Consider the following 17,862-nt stretch of genomic DNA (forward strand, 5'->3'; position numbering starts at 1 on the left):
ATTATGAGCATGACGCCAGCTCCCGCTGAGGAACTCGTAGTCCTTGGCAAGATTGTTTCGGTGTATGGCGTGAAAGGTGGCGTGAAGGTGTATTCCTTTACCGAACCTTTGACTAACGTGCTCAGTTACCCTCGCTGGACGCTTAGGCGTGAAGGCGAGGTTAAGCAAGTTGAGTTGGCCAGTGGACGTTTGCACGGCAAAGTCCTGGTAGCCACGCTGAAGGGCCTTGATGATCGCGAAGTCGCTCGTACTTTCGCTGGATTCGAGATTTGTGTGCCCCGCAGCGAGCTGCCAGATCTGAGTGATGGCGACTACTACTGGTATCAGTTGGAAGGTCTGAAGGTCATTAACCAAGACGGGCAGTTGCTCGGCAAGGTTGATCATCTGTTCGAGACTGGCGCCAACGATGTAATGGTGGTCAAACCTTGCATCGACAGCCTGGATGACCGAGAGCGCTTACTGCCCTATACCGAGCAGTGTGTGTTGTCGATTGACCTGAGCGCTGGCGAAATGCGAGTTGACTGGGATGTGGACTTCTAAGCCTGATGGCCAATCTGCGCGTTGAAGTCATTACGCTGTTCCCGGAAATGTTTGCCGCTATTAGTGAATATGGCATCACCAGCCGGGCGGTGAAGCAGGATCTGTTACAACTGACCTGCTGGAATCCGCGCAGCTACACCACTGACCGTCATCACACCGTGGATGACAGGCCTTTTGGTGGTGGCCCTGGGATGGTGATGAAGATCAAGCCACTTGAAGATGCTCTGCTTGACGCAAAGCAGGCTGCAGGTGGTGCGGCAAAGGTGATTTACCTGTCGCCGCAAGGTCGCCAGCTGACACAGTCAGCCGTACGTGAACTGGCTAATGAGAGTGCTTTGATTCTCATTGCAGGACGCTACGAAGGCATTGATGAGCGTTTCATTGAGACGTACGTCGATGAAGAATGGTCGATTGGGGATTACGTCCTGTCCGGCGGTGAGCTTCCGGCCATGGTCCTGATCGACGCGGTAACGCGCCTATTGCCTGGTGCATTGGGTCATGCCGATTCAGCCGAGGAGGACTCCTTTACGGATGGACTGCTCGACTGCCCGCACTACACCCGACCTGAGGTGTACGAGGGAAAACGTGTTCCTCAAGTGTTGCTTAGTGGCAACCATGAACACATCCGGCGCTGGCGTCTACAGCAGTCCTTAGGTAGGACCTGGGAGCGTCGCGCTGATCTTCTGGATAGCCGCTCGCTTTCTGGAGAAGAGAAGAAGCTGCTGGAGGAATACATCCGCCAGCGGGACGATAGTTAACGTATCGATGACCGGCTAAGGCCTGTCTTAGGAGCGCAGCATGACCAACAAGATCATTCAGCAGATCGAAGCTGAACAGATGAACAAAGAAATCCCGGCTTTTGCTCCGGGTGACACCGTAATCGTTCAGGTTAAAGTGAAAGAAGGCGACCGTCAGCGTCTGCAGGCTTTCGAAGGTGTTGTTATCGCTAAGCGTAACCGTGGTCTGAACAGTGCTTTCACTGTTCGTAAGATCTCCAACGGTGTTGGCGTTGAGCGTACTTTCCAGACTTACAGCCCGCTGGTTGACAGCCTGACTGTTAAGCGTCGCGGTGACGTGCGTAAAGCTAAGCTTTACTACCTGCGTGACCTGTCTGGTAAGGCAGCTCGCATTAAGGAAAAACTGAACTAAGTTCAGTGTTCCAACAAAAAGCAGCCTACGGGCTGCTTTTTGCGTTTTAGAGCAGTTAAAAAATCGGGTTCTACTTGGCTTCTGAGAAGTTGATCGCATAAGAAGACAGGCCGTCCCGGTATCTCCCCATCAGGTGCAATGTAATGACTCCAAGAGAGCAGGAAATCCAGCGTCGTAGTGCGCTTAGTGAAACACGTGTGACCAAGGCTGTGTTTCCACCTACAACCAACCACCACAACACTCTATTTGGTGGTACCGCACTTGCGTGGATGGATGAGGTTTCATTCATTACGGCAACGCGCTTCTGCCGCCTGCCTCTGGTGACGGTTTCCTCTGATCGCATCGACTTTAAGCACGCGATCCCCGCAGGCTCGATTGTTGAGTTGATCGGCAGAGTGGTATCAGTAGGTAACACCAGTCTCAAGGTAGAGGTTGAGGTGTACGTGGAAAGCATGAGTTGTGATGAGCGCGAACGAGCAATTCACGGAATCTTCAGTTTTGTCGCTATTGACGAAAACAAGCGTCCGGTACCTGTGCTGCCCGAGTGATTTCGCAGCGCATTCTTATCGGTTCAAGCTGATTTTCAGTGAGGCCTGCGAGAGATCGATATCCTGCAGCCTTAGATTGCCGAAGGGTTGGCTATAGTTGGCGCCCGCCACGCGGATATTGTCGAACTTTAATTCCCCAATTGAGCTGGGCAGGCGGACACTCACTGAGCCGTCGGCATTCACTGTCGATATCAGCTTACTGACGTCGTACTGAACATCCTTCATAGAGACTTCAGGCTCCAGGTTGTTCAGTACGGGCATCACTAATGTGCTCAGTTTTTTTACGGTGCTGAGGCCGCTTCCGCTTTCTGCTTGTAATAGCAGTCCTTGAAGAGCGTCGTTAAAGCCCTGTGCACTGATTTCGCTCATTTCAAAATCATTCAGTGGGCGCATGTCACCTGTGGGGGCCTGTTGGCTAAAGGCGCTTTGCGTATCAGTCGTACCAGCAAATACGATCTGGAATGGGGAGAGCAAGGCGGCAACGAGGGTCGCGCGCTAAGCGCAAATTGGTCTGTTTGCTCAGGGCTTTCTTGAGCTGCCGTTCTGTCAGAAGGCCTTGTTCAATCAGAATCTCACCGAGTCGCTTTTGGCTTGTGAGTCGAATGTTGATAGCAGCATCCAGCTGTTGGCGACTGATTAATCCCTTATTGATTAAGATTTGGCCGAGACGTGAATGTTGGTGGCCGGACATCGTGGTCGCCCCGTTGTGCGATGGTGGCATGATGAAGGCATGGTCTCTGGCATTAGGTTTGTCACCGATCCAAGGATAGGTGTCGGCGGACTTTTGGCTAAAAACTTACCTTTTGTCAGGTTTTTATAACGGCAGTTAACCCGCCGCACTGGAATGTCTTGGCGGGCTATTAGAAACTGTTGGGCCTGAAACCAGAGTTTACCCCATGCCAGCAATTGATCACCCCCTTATAGAGCGCTTTCTTGAGGCCTTATGGCTTGAGAAAGGGCTATCAGCCCATACGCGTGCTGCTTATCGGAGTGATCTGGTTCTGTTTAACGGATGGCTGGAAGGGCGTGGGGTTGAGCTTAAGACTGCGGGGCGTGACGTGATCCTTGATCATCTCGCTTGGCGCATGAATGAAGGCTATAAGGCGAGGTCCACCGCGCGTTTATTATCGGGACTGCGTGGTTTTTACCGTTACCTACTGCGTGAGCAAATCATTTCTACTGATCCTACGCTGCAGGTGGAGTTGCCACAGTTAGGCCGACCACTGCCCAAGTCGCTGTCTGAAGCTGATGTTGAAGCGTTGCTGGCGGCACCTGATCTGGACGATCCGATTGGTATGCGCGACAGGGCCATGCTTGAGGTGCTTTATGCCTGTGGCTTGCGTGTCAGTGAGTTAATTGCTCTGACGTTTGAACAGGTGAATCTACGGCAAGGTGTACTGCGGGTGTTTGGCAAAGGTAGTAAGGAGCGCCTGGTGCCGCTGGGGGAGGAGGCGATTAACTGGATTGAGCGCTACTGCCGCGAGGCTCGGCCGTTCCTGTTGGATGGCAAACCCAGTGATGTGCTTTTCCCAAGTCTTCGCGGGGAGCAGATGACCCGGCAGACGTTCTGGCACCGAATTAAACACCAAGCCAGCGTTGCTGGGATTAGCAAGAGTCTGTCTCCGCACACGCTTCGTCATGCTTTTGCGACACACTTGCTCAATCATGGGGCAGACCTGCGTGTGGTGCAGATGCTGTTAGGACACAGCGATTTGTCCACCACACAGATCTATACCCACATTGCCCGTGCCCGTTTACAGGAACTACACGCGCAGCATCACCCGAGAGGATGATGTTGCCGTTTGTGTAGCCGTTATCGGCCTCGCTTGGCTTCTATGGTAGGCTGTAAAAATTTTCGAATGACTGACTGCGACAGGAGTTTTTATGTTCTCAAACCGCATTATTCTGGCAATAGCTCTGGGGCTTGCCAGTAGTGTTTCTGTCGCGGCAACACCTGATGAAGCAATTCGTCAGACGCTCAAAGCGCTCGACCCGAATCTGCCAGTAGAGGCCATTGCCGAGAGCCCGATGAAAGGTGTTTACCAAGTCGAGTTGGCGGGTGGGCGGCAGCTCTACACCAGCGCGGATGGCCAGTTCCTGCTGCAAGGCTATATGTACCAATTTAAGGACGGCAAAGCAGTCAATCTGACTGAGGCCGCGGAAAGCCGTGGCATTGCCAAGCAAATTGATGCAATTCCAGCGGCAGAAATGGTGGTTTTCCCGGCCAAAGAGGCCAAGACTCACATCACGGTATTTACCGATACGGATTGCGGCTATTGCCAGAAGCTGCACTCGGAAGTGCCTGAGCTGAATCGCCTGGGTGTAGAGGTGCGTTATGTAGCCTTCCCGCGTCAGGGCATGGGCAGCGAAGCCGCTAAGGAACTGGTAAGTGTCTGGTGCTCCAAGGACCGCCAGGCAGCAATGAACCTGGCTAAGACTCGCCAGCCTGTGCCAGCAGCCACCTGTGATAACCCGGTTGCCAAGCAGTACGAATTGGGGCAAATGGTTGGCGTTACCGGTACTCCGGCGATTGTGCTGGCAAACGGCCGACTGATTCCGGGCTATCAGCCTGCGCCTCAATTGGCCAAGGTGGCGATTGAAGCCACTAACTAGGCCGTGATGTCGATTGACTAATAAACAGCCGCTTCGTAATGTGCGGCTCTTTTTCTACGGCCGGAGCTTGCTCCGGCCGTTTTATGCAGTGCGGATGGGGAGTTCAGTGTGAAACCGGTCAAAGTAGGCATCTGTGGGTTAGGCACCGTCGGTGGCGGTACCTTTAATGTGCTCAAACGCAACGCCGAGGAAATTGCTCGCCGTGCAGGGCGCGGTATTGAAGTGGTGCATATTGCTATGCGCTCTCAAAACCCTCAGTGCGATATTACCGGCACGGCAACAACCCAAGACGTGTTCGAGGTGGTTAACAACCCCGACGTCGAGATTGTTGTCGAATTGATTGGTGGTTACACCATCGCCAAAGATCTGGTTATCAAAGCCATCGAAAATGGCAAGCATGTCGTGACTGCCAACAAGGCCCTGATTGCTGTGCATGGCAATGAGATCTTCGCTTTAGCTCGCGAAAAGGGTGTGATCGTAGCCTTTGAGGCCGCTGTTGCCGGTGGCATACCCGTGATCAAGGCGATCCGTGAAGGTCTGGCTGCCAACCGCATCAATTGGCTGGCTGGCATTATCAACGGTACGGGCAACTTTATCCTCAGTGAAATGCGTGAGAAGGGCCGCACCTTTGACGACGTGCTGGCTGAAGCTCAGGCGCTGGGTTATGCCGAAGCAGATCCGACGTTTGACGTTGAAGGCATCGATGCCGCACACAAGCTGACCATCCTGGCTTCTATTGCGTTTGGTATTCCGCTGCAGTTTGAAAAGGCTTACACCGAAGGCATCACTAAGCTGACCACTGCTGATGTTAATTATGCAGAAGCGCTGGGCTATCGCATCAAGCACCTTGGCGTGGCGCGCCGCACCGAGGCAGGTATCGAGCTGCGTGTTCACCCGACGCTGATCCCGGCTGACCGTCTGATCGCCAATGTAAACGGTGTGATGAATGCCGTGATGGTTAATGGTGATGCAGCAGGCAGCACACTGTTCTACGGCGCTGGTGCCGGTATGGAGCCCACTGCATCGGCGGTTGTGGCTGATCTGGTGGATGTGGTGCGGGTGATGACTTCCGACCCGACCAATCGCGTCCCGCACCTGGCCTTCCAGCCCGATGCACTGTCTGATCATCCGATCCTGCCAATCGAAGCCTGCGAAAGCGCGTACTATCTGCGTATTCATGCCAAGGACCGTCCGGGCGTACTGGCTCAGGTGGCAAGCATCATGTCGGCTCGTGGCATCAACATCGAGTCGATCATGCAGAAAGAAGTTGAGGAACAAGACGGCCTGGTGCCGATGATTCTGGTTACTCACCGCGTAGTGGAAGCGCAGATCAATGAAGCCATCGGTGCCCTTGAGGCGCTGGATGACGTTGTGGGCAGTGTTGTGCGCATCCGCGTAGAGCAGCTCGGTTAATTACCCGATAGCCGCAGGTATTAACACCTGCGGTTTAAAGTTTCGAATCAAAGGTTTGCTTCTATGCGTTATATCAGTACCCGTGGTCAGGCCCCGGCCCTGAACTTTGAAGACGTGCTGCTGGCTGGTCTGGCCAGCGATGGCGGCCTGTATGTGCCGGAAAATCTGCCGCGCTTTACTCAGGAAGAGATCGCTTCCTGGGCTGGCCTGCCGTACCACGAGCTGGCTTTCCGTGTGATGCGTCCGTTTGTTGAGGGCAGCATCCCGGACGCTGACTTCAAGAAAATCCTCGAAGAAACCTACGCAGTATTTGCTCACAACGCTGTGGCGCCGCTGCGTCAGTTGAATGGCAATGAGTGGGTACTGGAGTTGTTCCACGGCCCGACTCTGGCGTTCAAAGACTTTGCCCTGCAACTGCTCGGCCGTCTGCTGGATTACGTGCTGGCCAAGCGCAACGAGCGCGTGGTGATCATGGGGGCTACTTCCGGTGATACCGGCTCGGCGGCGATTGAAGGCTGCAAGGCGTGCGAGAACGTCGACATTTTCATCATGCACCCGCACAACCGTGTGTCTGAGGTGCAGCGCCGCCAGATGACCACGATTCTGGGTGACAACATCCACAACATCGCCATTGAAGGCAACTTCGATGATTGCCAGGAAATGGTCAAGGCCAGCTTTGCTGACCAAGGCTTCCTGAAGGGCACGCGTCTGGTGGCAGTGAACTCGATCAACTGGGCGCGGATCATGGCCCAGATCGTTTACTACTTCCACGCTGCGCTGCAACTGGGTGGCCCAGCGCGTTCCATCGCGTTCTCGGTGCCTACCGGTAACTTCGGTGACATCTTCGCCGGTTACCTGGCGCGCAACATGGGCTTGCCGATCAGCCAGCTGATCGTTGCCACCAACCGCAACGACATCCTGCACCGCTTCATGAGCGGTAATCAGTATGTGAAGGAAACCCTGCACCCGACGCTGTCGCCGTCGATGGACATCATGGTTTCGTCCAACTTCGAGCGTCTGCTGTTCGACCTGCACGGTCGCAACGGTGCTGCTATCGCTGATCTGATGAACACCTTCAAGCAAGGCGGCGGCTTCAGCGTTGAACAAGACCGTTGGACAGAAGCGCGCAAGCTGTTCGATTCCCTTGCCGTCAACGATGAGCAGACTTGTGAGACCATTGCTCAGGTCTACAAAGAGTGTGGTGAGCTGCTTGATCCGCATACCGCCATTGGCGTACGCGCTGCCCGTGAATGCCGCCGTAGCATGGCTACACCGATGGTGACGCTGGGTACTGCGCATCCGGTTAAGTTCCCGGAAGCGGTGGAGAAGGCCGGTGTTGGCCAAGCGCCTGCACTGCCTGCGCACCTGACTGACCTGTTCCAGCGTGAAGAGCGTTGCACGGTATTGGCGAACGACCTGAAAGCAGTTCAGAGTTTTGTTGCTCAGCACGGCAATCGTGGTAAGCCGCTCTAAGCCGCGTTAAAAATAAAGGCCGGTTGCCGCAAGGGACCGGCCTTTTTTGTGTCTGCGATTTTTAGCAGGAAGTCTGCAACGCCACTGCATGTTCGTAGTGCAGAGGGCCGTGTTGTTCTTGGGCTTCGTAGGTGGCGAAGTGTATGTCCCGCACTGTCACGCGCAGCGGCGTTTCAGGTATCTGCTGTAAGCGCTCGATAACGTGTTGCCGTGGCAGGCTTTTGCGGTACAGGCCTAGGGTCAGGTGGGGAATGTAATCCGTCTGGCGGATTTCATCACTCAGATTATCCAGCGAGTCTCTTATGGCTTGCAGGTGTCGGCCGGGATCCGTGATGCGCAAATAGGCGGCACTGCTGAAGCTATCAGCACCGCCGATTTCCAGGTCGAATGCAGTGTGCTGAAGCTGGTTCAGCACACTGCGTTGTGCGTTTAGCTGATGGTGTGTGAAGTCGTCATCATGCAGCTGTTTGTCGGCCATAAAACCGCAGACGAACAGCGTGATGTGGGCCTGGCGCTGGCCGTTTGGATGCAGCCAGTCGCCAAGAATTGCCCGCGCCTGTTGCATGCGGGCAAGCACGTCTTGCGCGTCAATTCGGATGACCCAGGCAGCATAGCGCCTGCGCCCCTTATGCCACTCAGGGTAATCCCGCAGTTCGCAGGCAAGGGTGTGCTGCCAGTTGTGCGGCATCAGATTGCGCCGCTGTTTTTCAACTGGCTGATCTGCTCCGGGCTGTAACCCAGTTGGCTGAGGATGCTGTTGTTGTGCTCACCTAACTCAGGTCCGATCCACTCAACTTCACCTGGCGTATCACTGAGCTTGGGCACGATACCTGGCATCTTGAAGGGCTTGCCGTCCGGCAGCTTGCTCGACAGCAGCATGTCCCGCGCTAGAAATTGCGGGTCACTGAACATGTCTTCAACGCTGTAGATGCGACTGGCTGGAACCTCAGCTTGTTGTAGCGTGGTCATAACGTGTTCCAGTGGCAGGCTGTTGACCCAGCGATCAATCACGCCGTAAAGCTCGTCGCGACGTTTGTCGCGACCGTCGTTACTGGCTAGGTCAGGTGCCTCTGCCAAGTCGCGGCGGTCAATGGCCAGCATAAAACGCTTAAAGATGGCATCACCATTGGCGCCGATCTGCACATGCTTGCCGTCGGCACTGGTGTGGATGGAGGAGGGGGTGATGCCGGGCATGATGTTGCCGGTGCGTTCGCGGATGAAACCCATCACGTCGAACTCCGGGACCATGGATTCCATCATGGCGAAAATGGCTTCGTAGAGCGCCACATCCACCACTTGGCCTTTACCGCCGTTGACTTCACGCTGCCTGAGCGCCATCAGTGCACCAATTACACCCCAGAGTGAGGCGATGGAATCACCGATAGAAATACCGGTGCGCACAGGTGGGCGATCCTCGAAACCGGTGATGTAACGCAAGCCCCCCATGGACTCACCAACAGCGCCGAAGCCAGGCTGATCCTTCATTGGGCCTGTCTGACCAAAACCTGAAAGGCGAACCATGATCAGATTCGGGTTCAGTTCATGGAGCACGTCCCAGCCTAAGCCGAGTTTTTCCAGTACGCCGGGGCGGAAGTTTTCGATCAGGATGTCTGCTTCTGCGAGCAGCTTTTTCAAAATTTCCCGGCCGGATTCATGTTTGAGATTAAGCGTGAGGGATTGCTTATTACGCGCCTGAACGAACCACCAAAGCGACGTCCCCTCATAGATTTTGCGCCACTTGCGCAGTGGGTCACCGCCATCTGGGGACTCGACCTTGATCACTTCGGCGCCGAATTCGGCACAGATGCGCGAGGCAAACGGCCCGGCGATCAAGGTGCCCAGCTCAATCACTTTAAGGCCGGCGAGTGGTTTGTTAAGCGTTGCCATCATGACTCCGGTGAAAGTGGCTTTTAATCATTATGCCACTGCCCAAGAGCCTGCTGACGGAAATGCATGTAGGCGAAAAAACGGGCGCAGGATGGCGCCCGTGAATACGTGCAGCAGTTATAGGCGTGTAGGGGGTTATTTACAGGCTCCCTCGTTACGCCAAACCTTGCCGCTGCTTTCGTCGCCAGTGAATGCCGGGTTGCCCGGCTCGTTACCCTGGGTCCACCAGCGAGCGCTGTAGACGTTTCCCTTGTGGCTGACTTTATTGCCTGCCAGGTATGAGGCACTGGCACTCCACGGGCTTTGGCAAGTGCTGCTCGGGGTTCCCGGCTGGGCTTGAATCTTCACGCTGTGCTCTTGGACTACGGTCTGTTGGCCGTTACTGACTTCGAGCTTGAAGCGGTAGCTGGTGTCTTGCGTCACCGTTGGCGCGGTGAAGCTCAGCTGCTCGCTGCTGGCCTTGAAGTTCAAGGTTGGTGACACACTCCAGCGATAGCTTAGGGATTTATCGGCCGGGGCACTGAGGGTTACCTGCTCGCCTGATTTGGCCAGTGTGGTACCGGATATTTTCATTGTTGGCACCGGAGTGGCTGTATTGCTGCCGCTGCTTGTACTGCTGCATGGGCCTAGGTCTTTCCAGGCTTTGCCGCTGCCATCAGCCCCGGTATAAGCCGGGTTGCCCGGCTCTTGGCCCTGAGTCCACCAGCGCGCCATGTATTGGCGGCCTTTATGCTGAACTTTGTCGTTCTGCGAATAGGCCTTTTTAGTATCCCACTGAGGGCTGCAAGTGGCGGCTGTTGCGGTCGCTTTGACCAAAACGTGATGGCTCGCGGTGCTGATCTTCTTGCCGTTGTTCAGGTGCAAGGTGAAGTGGTAGTGAGTGTCGGCGGCGACTTTGGGGGCAACGAAGCTTAGGAGCGGTCCATCAGTCTCGAAGTCCAATTTGGGTGTAACTTGCCAAGCATAATCCAGGGCATAGCCCTTGGGGTCACTGGATTTTGAGGCGTCCAGTTGCACTTTTTGGCCTGCGTTTGCGGCTGTACTGCCTTCGATTACGGCTACAGGTGACGGGGCGTTTTCCGCAGGTTTAACTGCTGTCGACTTAACCTCGTTACTGGCATTGAATTCGCCTTCTGCGGCCAGTGTCCACGGGCCTTCTGCCGAGTTTCCGGTGAAAACCTGATAAGCCTTGATGTTGCCGTTTTGGCCCTGATCTTGGCGTGGCAGGTAGTGCAGTTGGGAAAACTGCGACTCCTGGCCCAGGTCAATGATCAGTTGATGCGGATACTTGGCTTCAGGTGCTGTACTCCAGTAGGACTTGGTATTGCCGTCGAGAATATTGCCAACGGGGAAATTGGCTGCTGCGCTGGTGGCGGAGTGAATCTGCCAGTTACGTGGCAGTGATTTTCCTCGGGCGTCGGCCAGATGCAGTTCAGCAATGCTGGCGGTTGGTGTGCCATCAATGGATGAGTTGGCAACAAAGCGAATGTAGCGGGCCTTTGCGGTTTCTTCTTTCTGCGCGAAGGCATAAGCCTCGACGATAAGGTTTTCGGCTCGGGTGTCTTTCTCGGCCTGTAGTGAGAGATACCAGCGGCCGGCTGCTGGATTATTGACTGATAGTGAAGCGATTCGGCTGTTGTGGGAAACGTAGTCGTAGTCAGTACTGGTCGGTGGCTGATCTTTCTTCAGGTGAAATTGAACATTCTTTTGCGATTCATAGCCTTCTCCCGGCACTGCAGTGAAGAGCAGGCGCTGAGTGCCAACGGGTATGTCCAGCGGGAAATAACGTATCTCGTTTTTGGCAAGACTCAGTGCTTCAGCTACAAGTCTGGTCGGTTGCTCGCCGTTCATGGGCACCACAGCAGGTGCATAGGCGGACATTTTTGCTGCATTCTCTCGCCATACACGGGCCATGTTTGCAGTCTGCGCATTACCAATGGCTACGCCTTGCGAGTCTGTTAGGTCCGGGTTGGAGTAGTACGGGATCTGATTACCGCAAAGAATTGTTTTAACCCTGCCGTTATTGTGGCCAAAGCGATAGCTTGAGCCGTCCGAGCAATGGTTACCGCCAATGTTGTGTGCAATCTCATGACGGAACACGGTCGGTCCGCTGATCTGGTTAAGGGTGTAGACTCCATTTACGTAACCCCAGCCTGCTGCTGTGTCTTCGCCTGATACGCCGCGCACAAAGCTGGCCACGATATCAGGGCTGTATTGTTTGATGCCTTCGGCGAAACGTTCTTTGACCTGCGCAAGTGCAGGGGTGGTGATTGCTGTGTCTTCGGCAACGACTTGAACGCCTACCAGACGCACACGAACGCCTCTAATTTGGGATTGCAGGATGGCCCGGTTGATTGAGATGACCTGGCCTAATGCATATGCCTCAGGATCGCCAATGTATTGCGCAGATTTCTTGGAAAAGCCTGCCAGCAAATCGATGACAATATCTCCGCTGGCATTACGCTCAAGCTGCAGGCTGCGCAGGCCTGTGCTGGATTCCTGTTGCAGGGGGGCGGGCGAGGTGAGGCCTTCGATAGAGTCTTCACTGTGTTCGCTGAGGGGGACGCCGTCATGGCGCAGTAGGGTCTGCTGGCCACCTTTCTCGCCGCGGATAATGGCGTTGGCCTGAGGTATCAGTGCAACGAAGCTGCCATCAGGACGACTGGCAATGATGAAGTCATCCTCTGCTTGTCCCGCGCGGGTGCGGGCCATGGTCTTACCAACCATCACTTTCAGATCACCGAAGCTCTCTTCTTGGGCTGGTTCAATACTGTGGATATTAAGGCCCGTCTGTTGGCGCAGTTGGTCGGTGGCAATCTCACCGGCGTTACGCGCTTTGGGGTTAAGCGCTTTAAGGTTGAGAAAGTGACCGCTCAAGGCACTTTGCTCGTGGGCTACAGGCTGAGGTGCTGGCGCGGTGTGGGCGTGCAGGTCAGTGCACAGAGGCAGCAAAAGTGCTGCGGCGAGCCCGGTGCGATGAAGGTGGGTGGCGCGTGCTAGGGCGCTCTTTTTAAAACGGTGCATAGCAATTCCTGTTGCAGGCAGCCGCAGGCCTGCCGATCGCAATCGACAAGTGAAAGGCTGCTGGGTATTGGGTTGGAAGGTGCCGGCGCGGGCATCTTAGGTAGGGGAGGAGGCTGTGTATATCGACTGCGGCGCTTTTAGTATCTGTCCTATGAAGGCCGCTCGAGTGCAATGATTGGTCGCCTGTTCAGCCATTGGCGATGCCATCCGGCACCTGTGTGGTATTTCGCGGTAAACTTGCTCCCCTTATCTGAACTACCAAGAAGCCCTGTCCATGGCCCTGCCGTCTACCACCTACAAAATCGAATTGAACCTGACCGACATGGATCGCAACGTTTATGAAAACCTGCGATTCACTGTTGCCCGTCATCCTTCTGAAACTGAGGAGCGGCTGGCAGCGCGCTTGGTGGCCTATGCGCTGTTCTATCACGAGCAGTTGGCGTTCGGCCGTGGTCTGTCCGATGTGGATGAGCCCGCATTGTGGGAGAAGAGCCTGGACGATCGCGTGCTGCACTGGATTGAGGTCGGGCAGCCAGACAGCGAGCGCATGACCTGGTGCTCCCGCCGCACTGAGAAGTTCAGCCTGGTGGCTTACGGCAATCTGCGTGTCTGGCAAACCAAGGAGCTGGACCCCGTGCGTAGCCTGAAGAACATCAATGTGGTTGCATTGGGACAGGAAGCGTTGGCTGCAATTGCTGAGGATATGCCGCGTTCCCTGAGCTGGAGCGTAATGATCAGTGATGGTGAGATGTTTATCACTGACGAGCGCGGTCAGCATGAGTTGCCGCTGGAATGGCTGATCGGCGAACGCTGATGCTGTTGTAACGTCACTTGAGTGCAGGGCCCGGCTACGAGCTGGGCGCTTGTACCAATCTGTTTTGCTCCCTCCGGAATGCCCATGCGTATCGAACACCGCCCTCTGCCTGCCGAATTGCCCGATCTGGGGCCATTGCCTCCACTCCTTACCCGTCTGTATGCCGCCCGTGGGGTGAAGTCTGTCGATGAGTTGGATAAAGGCTTGGCGCGGCTGATCCCCTATCAGCAACTCAAAGGTATCGATGCTGCTGTTGATCTGCTGGTGCATGCCTTGGAGCAGGGGCAGCGGATGTTGATCGTTGGTGACTTTGACGCCGATGGTGCAACCGCCAGTACGGTGGGGGTACTGGGGCTGCGCATGTTAGGTGCTGCCCATGTGGATTATCTGGTGCCCAACCGATTTGAATACGGTTATGGCCTTACCCCTGAGATTGTTGCAGTCGCTCTGGAGCGCCAGCCTGATCTACTGATCACGGTGGATAACGGTATTTCCAGCGTAGAAGGTGTGGCCGCAGCTAAGGCAGCGGGCCTGACTGTACTGGTTACCGACCACCATTTGCCGGGGCCGGAGTTGCCTGCGGCAGATGCCATCGTAAACCCCAACCAGCCTGGATGCAGCTTCCCCAGTAAGTCACTGGCCGGTGTCGGGGTAATGTTTTATGTGCTCCTAGCTTTGCGTGCACGTTTGCGTACGACGGGCTGGTTCAATAACGGCCGAGCTGAGCCCAATTTGGGTGAGCTTCTGGATTTGGTCGCTCTCGGCAGTGTGGCAGATGTTGTACCGCTGGATGCCAACAACCGCATTTTTGTGCATCAGGGCTTGGCGCGAATTCGAGCTGGGCGGGCACGCCCGGGCTTGCGAGCGATTCTCGAAGTCGCAGGCCGTGACCATCGCCGTATTACTTCTACAGACCTGGGATTTATTCTTGGCCCCCGCTTGAACGCTGCGGGGCGTCTGGATGACATGGCGCTGGGTATCGAGTGCTTACTTTGCGAAGACCCGGATTTGGCCCGTGATATGGCCGTGCAGCTGGATCAACTCAACCAGGACCGTAAGGCCATTGAGCAGGGCATGCAGCGCGAAGCATTGGCCCAACTTAAAGACTTGCCGTTGGATGACATGCCGTTTGGGCTATGTCTGTTCGAGGCGGATTGGCACCAGGGAGTGATCGGGATTTTGGCATCACGCATGCGTGAGCGGTATCACCGGCCAACTATCGCCTTTGCCGATGCCGGTAATGGTGAGCTGAAAGGATCGGCCCGCTCGGTGCCGGGCTTCCATATCCGTGATGCGCTGGATGCAGTTGCGGCGCGGCACCCCCAACTGATTAGCAAATTTGGCGGCCATGCGATGGCGGCTGGCCTGTCCCTGCCAGCCTCGCATTTTGGCGCTTTTGCAGTCGCCTTCGATGCAGAGGTTCGCCGACAGCTGACAGAGGATGACCTGACTGGTCGCTTGCTTTCTGACGGCACGCTGTCCATTAACGAATTCCATTTGCCCTTAGCCAAAGAATTGCGCAACGCCGGGCCTTGGGGACAGCATTTTCCAGAACCTTTGTTTCATGGTGTGTTCCAGCTGGTGCAGCAGCGCATTGTCGGTGAGCGCCACCTTAAGGTGGTGCTTAAGACGGAATGTGGAAGCCTACAGCTGGATGGCATTGCCTTCGGCGTAGATCGTGATGTCTGGCCGAACCCCAATGTGCGCTGGGTAGAGCTGGCCTACAAACTGGATGTGAACGAGTTTCGTGGTCAAGAGACCGTACAACTGATGATTGCTCACATCAGTCCTCGTTAACCGTTGGAAAACTTCGCTTAGAAGCAATTGCGAGGGCCTGCAATTTTTAGAATCACACTGTCATCTAAGTCAAGAAACTTGAGTGACTACAATGGCTCTAGTGTACGTAGAGACTCATAGAGAGAACGTGTGATGAATACTCGTGGATTGCTTGATCAGTTATTGAAATCTGGCCAAGACCTGCTGCAAAAGAAAGGGGCTGGTGGATCAGGTGGCCTGAGCGGTGGATTGGCCGGTGGGCTAGGTGGCGCATTGGGCAGTGTGCTCGGCAACTCCGGCAAAAGCGATTTGGGCTCCGTGCTGAAAGGGGCGGGCGGTGGTGCGCTTGCAGCGGGTGCATTGGGTATGCTGCTGGGCAACAAGAGCGCCCGCAAAGTTGGTGGTAAGGCGCTGACCTATGGTGGTCTCGCTGCGTTGGGTGTCGTGGCGTATAAGGCGTACAGCAACTGGCAGGCAAAGCAGTCTGTAGCTCAACCCATTGACCTGCAAACGGTTGACCGCATTGCCGCACCCCAAGTTGAGGAACACAGCCAGGCCATTCTTCGGGCGTTGGTCGGTGCTGCCAAGGCAGATGGGCATGTTGATGCTCGTGAACGCCAACTGATCGAAGGGGAATTCAGTCGTCTGACCGGCGACGCAGAATTACAGCACTGGCTTCAAACCGAATTAAACAAACCGCTTGACCCCGCAGAGATCGCCCGCGCCGCGCGCACGCCAGAAATTGCTGCAGAAATGTATGTGGCTAGCGTCCTGATGGTAGATGAAGAGCACTTTATGGAGCGCGCCTATTTGGATGAACTGGCGCGTCAACTCAAGCTCGATCCAGCGCTTAAAAGTGAGCTAGAGGCACAGGTGCGCCAGGAGCTGGTCGCAGGCTGATTGTTTAGGGCTGGCGACCAGCAACAAGGGTCGCCAGTTGCTTAAGCAGGCTGCTCGCAATGGAAGACGACGCAGTTTCTCCCCGCTTTTTTAGCTCGGTAAAGTGCCTGATCGGCCAGTTCGAGTGTGTCATCTAGCTGCTGGCTGTCCACCGGCCAAATAGCGGCACCAATGCTGCACCCTATTTGTACCGTCTGCTCTTCAAGATCGATTGGTAGACGCAGTGCCTGTAAAGCTCGCTCGGCCACCATGTGAGCTTGCTCCAGGGCGGTGCTGGCAGGTACCTGAATCACCATCAGGAACTCGTCCCCTCCCTGGCGTGCGACCAGATCGCCTTCGCGCAGGCAGCCCCGCAGGCGTACAGCAACCTCTTTAAGTAATTCGTCGCCCGCTGCGTGACCGTATTGATCGTTAACCGGTTTGAAACCATCCAAGTCCATATAAAAAACGACCAGACTGCTTTGGCCAGTCATGCACAGTTGCTGGGCTTTGGCCAGATAACCTTCCAAGGCAATGCGGTTTGGTAAGCCTGTCAGTGCATCGTGATGAGCCAGATCCTGCATGGCGCCTAAGGCGGTTTGCTGCAGGCGTAGGCTTTCGACCAAGTGGCGAATGGACTGACTCAGCGTCACAATCTCGCTGGTTCCCTTGAGGTCTGGAATCACGCTGACCTTGCCAGCGCTTAAACGGTCTGCTGCTTTTGCAATACGGCGCAGTGGGCGGGTGAAATACCCGGCCAGGAACCAACCCAGTAGCGCAAATAGCACCGCCAGCAGGCCGCCCCAAAGCCAAATGTTGCGAGTCATCTCACGGGCGGGGTCATAGGCCTGATTGAGTGGCTGGCGGGCGATCACTGTCCAGCCCAAACCTTCAAAGTTTCTGTAGCCCTTGCTGGACGCCACTCCTGTCAGGTACTCCTGACCATCTGGCCACTTCTGAGTAAACCATTGCGGTTGGGAGATTGGGGTGGATTGCATGCCCGATAAAACCAGTGGTTGGCCGATCATCTCCTGTGGCCCCAGCAGTACCGTTCCATCCTTGCTAAGAATGAAAAATTCAACATTGCGCGTTTTTTGAATGGGCTCAAGGATGGCAAGGCGCACTTCGTTGGCCCATGCCCAGGACAGATGGGCGGCGAGAACACCTATAAATTGTCCATCTTTGTCATGTACCGGCATGCTGATGTCAACAAACTTCATGGCCTCACCCGTGGGGTTAGGCAGCAGTTTGGCCAGCAGAACCGCCTCATGGACGTCACCGATGAATACGCCGTTCAGTGCCTCCAGATAAACCGGGCGTTGGGCAATACTGACACCCTCAAGCACACGATTGCTGGAGGCCAAGACCAACCCTTGCGCATTGGTAAAGCCGATCCAGGCAATTCTGGGGAAGTTCTCTTTGAGCTGATCCAGAAGAGTGCGTACCTGGGCGATATCGTCAGGCCGTTTGAGCACTTCAAGATTGCTGATGACGCTGAGCATGGAAGCGCGCACTTGCATGTCGATGTCCAGGCGCTCAACCATGGTATTTGCGACTTCTGCCAGGTTTTGCCCCACCCGTTGCTCAATGCGTTTGCTCGCATCCTGTTCAATGATGGAACCGAGTAACCAGCTCAAGCTGACGACCAGTAACGCAATGATGAGGGCAAAGCGGGTACGCAGACTGTGCGAACGGAACATGGCACGACAACTCTTATAAACAATGGCAATAGTCTGTGGCCATTAT

15 protein-coding genes and 1 pseudogene are annotated in these 17,862 nt (G+C 55.3%); 11 read left to right on the top strand and 5 right to left on the bottom strand.

Features of this window, described 5'->3' with window-relative positions; genetic code table 11:
* Positions 1-3: 3 nt before the first annotated feature.
* The 4 genes from rimM (at position 4) to WG219_06400 (ending at position 2,237) form a co-directional block, all read left to right on the top strand.
* Positions 4-540 (top strand): ribosome maturation factor RimM, encoded by a 537-nt coding sequence (gene rimM, locus WG219_06385; GenBank protein ID WXL27078.1) that lies wholly within the window; start codon positions 4-6, stop codon positions 538-540.
* A gap of 2 nt (positions 541-542) precedes the next feature.
* On the top strand, positions 543-1,298 hold the full coding sequence (trmD, locus tag WG219_06390) for a tRNA (guanosine(37)-N1)-methyltransferase TrmD (GenBank protein ID WXL27957.1): 756 nt from the start codon (positions 543-545) through the stop codon (positions 1,296-1,298).
* 40 nt (positions 1,299-1,338) lie between these two features.
* A complete protein-coding gene (gene rplS, locus WG219_06395; GenBank protein WXL27079.1) occupies positions 1,339-1,689 on the top strand; it encodes a 50S ribosomal protein L19 in 351 nt (116 codons plus the stop codon).
* Between the two features lie 143 nt (positions 1,690-1,832).
* Complete coding sequence (locus WG219_06400) at positions 1,833-2,237, top strand: acyl-CoA thioesterase (GenBank protein WXL27080.1); 405 nt, start codon at positions 1,833-1,835, stop codon at positions 2,235-2,237.
* A 15-nt stretch (positions 2,238-2,252) separates the two neighbouring features.
* On the opposite strand, the pseudogene WG219_06405 reads toward WG219_06400, so the two are convergent.
* A pseudogene (locus WG219_06405) lies at positions 2,253-2,928 on the bottom strand (hypothetical protein).
* A 205-nt stretch (positions 2,929-3,133) separates the two neighbouring features.
* Here WG219_06405 and xerD point away from each other — a divergent pair.
* From xerD to thrC, 4 genes are all read left to right on the top strand, one after another.
* The gene (gene xerD, locus WG219_06410; protein WXL27081.1) at positions 3,134-4,030 is read left to right on the top strand and encodes a site-specific tyrosine recombinase XerD; all 897 of its coding nucleotides are present in this window, start codon (positions 3,134-3,136) and stop codon (positions 4,028-4,030) included.
* Between the two features lie 91 nt (positions 4,031-4,121).
* Positions 4,122-4,850: a thioredoxin fold domain-containing protein gene (locus tag WG219_06415; GenBank protein WXL27082.1), complete on the top strand. Its 729-nt coding sequence runs from the start codon at positions 4,122-4,124 to the stop codon at positions 4,848-4,850.
* Positions 4,851-4,958: 108 nt separating this feature from the next.
* A complete protein-coding gene (locus WG219_06420) occupies positions 4,959-6,263 on the top strand; it encodes a homoserine dehydrogenase (protein WXL27083.1) in 1,305 nt (434 codons plus the stop codon).
* Positions 6,264-6,326: 63 nt separating this feature from the next.
* Complete coding sequence (gene thrC, locus WG219_06425) at positions 6,327-7,736, top strand: threonine synthase (GenBank protein WXL27084.1); 1,410 nt, start codon at positions 6,327-6,329, stop codon at positions 7,734-7,736.
* Positions 7,737-7,797: 61 nt separating this feature from the next.
* On the opposite strand, the gene WG219_06430 is transcribed toward thrC, so the two are convergent.
* The 3 genes from WG219_06430 to WG219_06440 all read right to left on the bottom strand — a co-directional run bounded on the left by WG219_06430 (position 7,798) and on the right by WG219_06440 (position 12,647).
* Positions 7,798-8,424, bottom strand: coding sequence for a 2'-5' RNA ligase family protein (locus tag WG219_06430; GenBank protein ID WXL27085.1), 627 nt, complete (start codon positions 8,422-8,424; stop codon positions 7,798-7,800).
* A complete protein-coding gene (locus WG219_06435; GenBank protein WXL27086.1) occupies positions 8,424-9,623 on the bottom strand; it encodes a CaiB/BaiF CoA-transferase family protein in 1,200 nt (399 codons plus the stop codon). Before WG219_06435 ends, WG219_06430 begins: the two co-directional genes overlap by 1 nt.
* Before the next feature lie 135 nt (positions 9,624-9,758).
* Complete coding sequence (locus WG219_06440; GenBank protein ID WXL27087.1) at positions 9,759-12,647, bottom strand: discoidin domain-containing protein; 2,889 nt, start codon at positions 12,645-12,647, stop codon at positions 9,759-9,761.
* A gap of 274 nt (positions 12,648-12,921) precedes the next feature.
* Between WG219_06440 and WG219_06445 the strand changes: the two genes are divergently transcribed.
* The 3 genes from WG219_06445 (at position 12,922) to WG219_06455 (ending at position 16,137) form a co-directional block, all read left to right on the top strand.
* Positions 12,922-13,461: a YaeQ family protein gene (locus tag WG219_06445; GenBank protein WXL27088.1), complete on the top strand. Its 540-nt coding sequence runs from the start codon at positions 12,922-12,924 to the stop codon at positions 13,459-13,461.
* 84 nt (positions 13,462-13,545) lie between these two features.
* The gene (gene recJ, locus WG219_06450) at positions 13,546-15,258 is read left to right on the top strand and encodes a single-stranded-DNA-specific exonuclease RecJ (GenBank protein ID WXL27089.1); all 1,713 of its coding nucleotides are present in this window, start codon (positions 13,546-13,548) and stop codon (positions 15,256-15,258) included.
* Between the two features lie 132 nt (positions 15,259-15,390).
* Positions 15,391-16,137 (top strand): tellurite resistance TerB family protein, encoded by a 747-nt coding sequence (locus WG219_06455; GenBank protein WXL27090.1) that lies wholly within the window; start codon positions 15,391-15,393, stop codon positions 16,135-16,137.
* A gap of 41 nt (positions 16,138-16,178) precedes the next feature.
* On the opposite strand, the gene WG219_06460 is transcribed toward WG219_06455, so the two are convergent.
* Positions 16,179-17,816 carry a GGDEF domain-containing protein gene (locus tag WG219_06460; GenBank protein ID WXL27091.1) on the bottom strand — a complete coding sequence of 546 codons (1,638 nt, stop codon included), beginning with the start codon at positions 17,814-17,816 and terminating at the stop codon, positions 16,179-16,181.
* Between the last annotated feature and the right edge of the window lie 46 nt (positions 17,817-17,862).

Source organism: Pseudomonas mendocina (assembly GCA_037482215.1).
In the GTDB taxonomy this organism is placed as follows: domain Bacteria; phylum Pseudomonadota; class Gammaproteobacteria; order Pseudomonadales; family Pseudomonadaceae; genus Aquipseudomonas; species Aquipseudomonas mendocina_E.

Excerpts from the sequence above, each read along its gene's own strand:
- rimM (WXL27078.1), top strand. The coding sequence starts at position 4 with ATGAGCATGACGCCAGCTCCCGCTGAGGAACTCGTAGTCCTTGGCAAG.
- rplS (WXL27079.1), top strand. The coding sequence starts at position 1,339 with ATGACCAACAAGATCATTCAGCAGATCGAAGCTGAACAGATGAACAAA.
- WG219_06400 (WXL27080.1), top strand. The coding sequence starts at position 1,833 with ATGACTCCAAGAGAGCAGGAAATCCAGCGTCGTAGTGCGCTTAGTGAA.
- xerD (WXL27081.1), top strand. The coding sequence starts at position 3,134 with ATGCCAGCAATTGATCACCCCCTTATAGAGCGCTTTCTTGAGGCCTTA.
- WG219_06415 (WXL27082.1), top strand. The coding sequence starts at position 4,122 with ATGTTCTCAAACCGCATTATTCTGGCAATAGCTCTGGGGCTTGCCAGT.
- thrC (WXL27084.1), top strand. The coding sequence starts at position 6,327 with ATGCGTTATATCAGTACCCGTGGTCAGGCCCCGGCCCTGAACTTTGAA.
- WG219_06430 (WXL27085.1), bottom strand. The coding sequence starts at position 8,424 with ATGCCGCACAACTGGCAGCACACCCTTGCCTGCGAACTGCGGGATTAC.
- WG219_06435 (WXL27086.1), bottom strand. The coding sequence starts at position 9,623 with ATGGCAACGCTTAACAAACCACTCGCCGGCCTTAAAGTGATTGAGCTG.
- WG219_06440 (WXL27087.1), bottom strand. The coding sequence starts at position 12,647 with ATGCACCGTTTTAAAAAGAGCGCCCTAGCACGCGCCACCCACCTTCAT.
- WG219_06445 (WXL27088.1), top strand. The coding sequence starts at position 12,922 with ATGGCCCTGCCGTCTACCACCTACAAAATCGAATTGAACCTGACCGAC.
- recJ (WXL27089.1), top strand. The coding sequence starts at position 13,546 with ATGCGTATCGAACACCGCCCTCTGCCTGCCGAATTGCCCGATCTGGGG.
- WG219_06455 (WXL27090.1), top strand. The coding sequence starts at position 15,391 with ATGAATACTCGTGGATTGCTTGATCAGTTATTGAAATCTGGCCAAGAC.
- WG219_06460 (WXL27091.1), bottom strand. The coding sequence starts at position 17,816 with ATGTTCCGTTCGCACAGTCTGCGTACCCGCTTTGCCCTCATCATTGCG.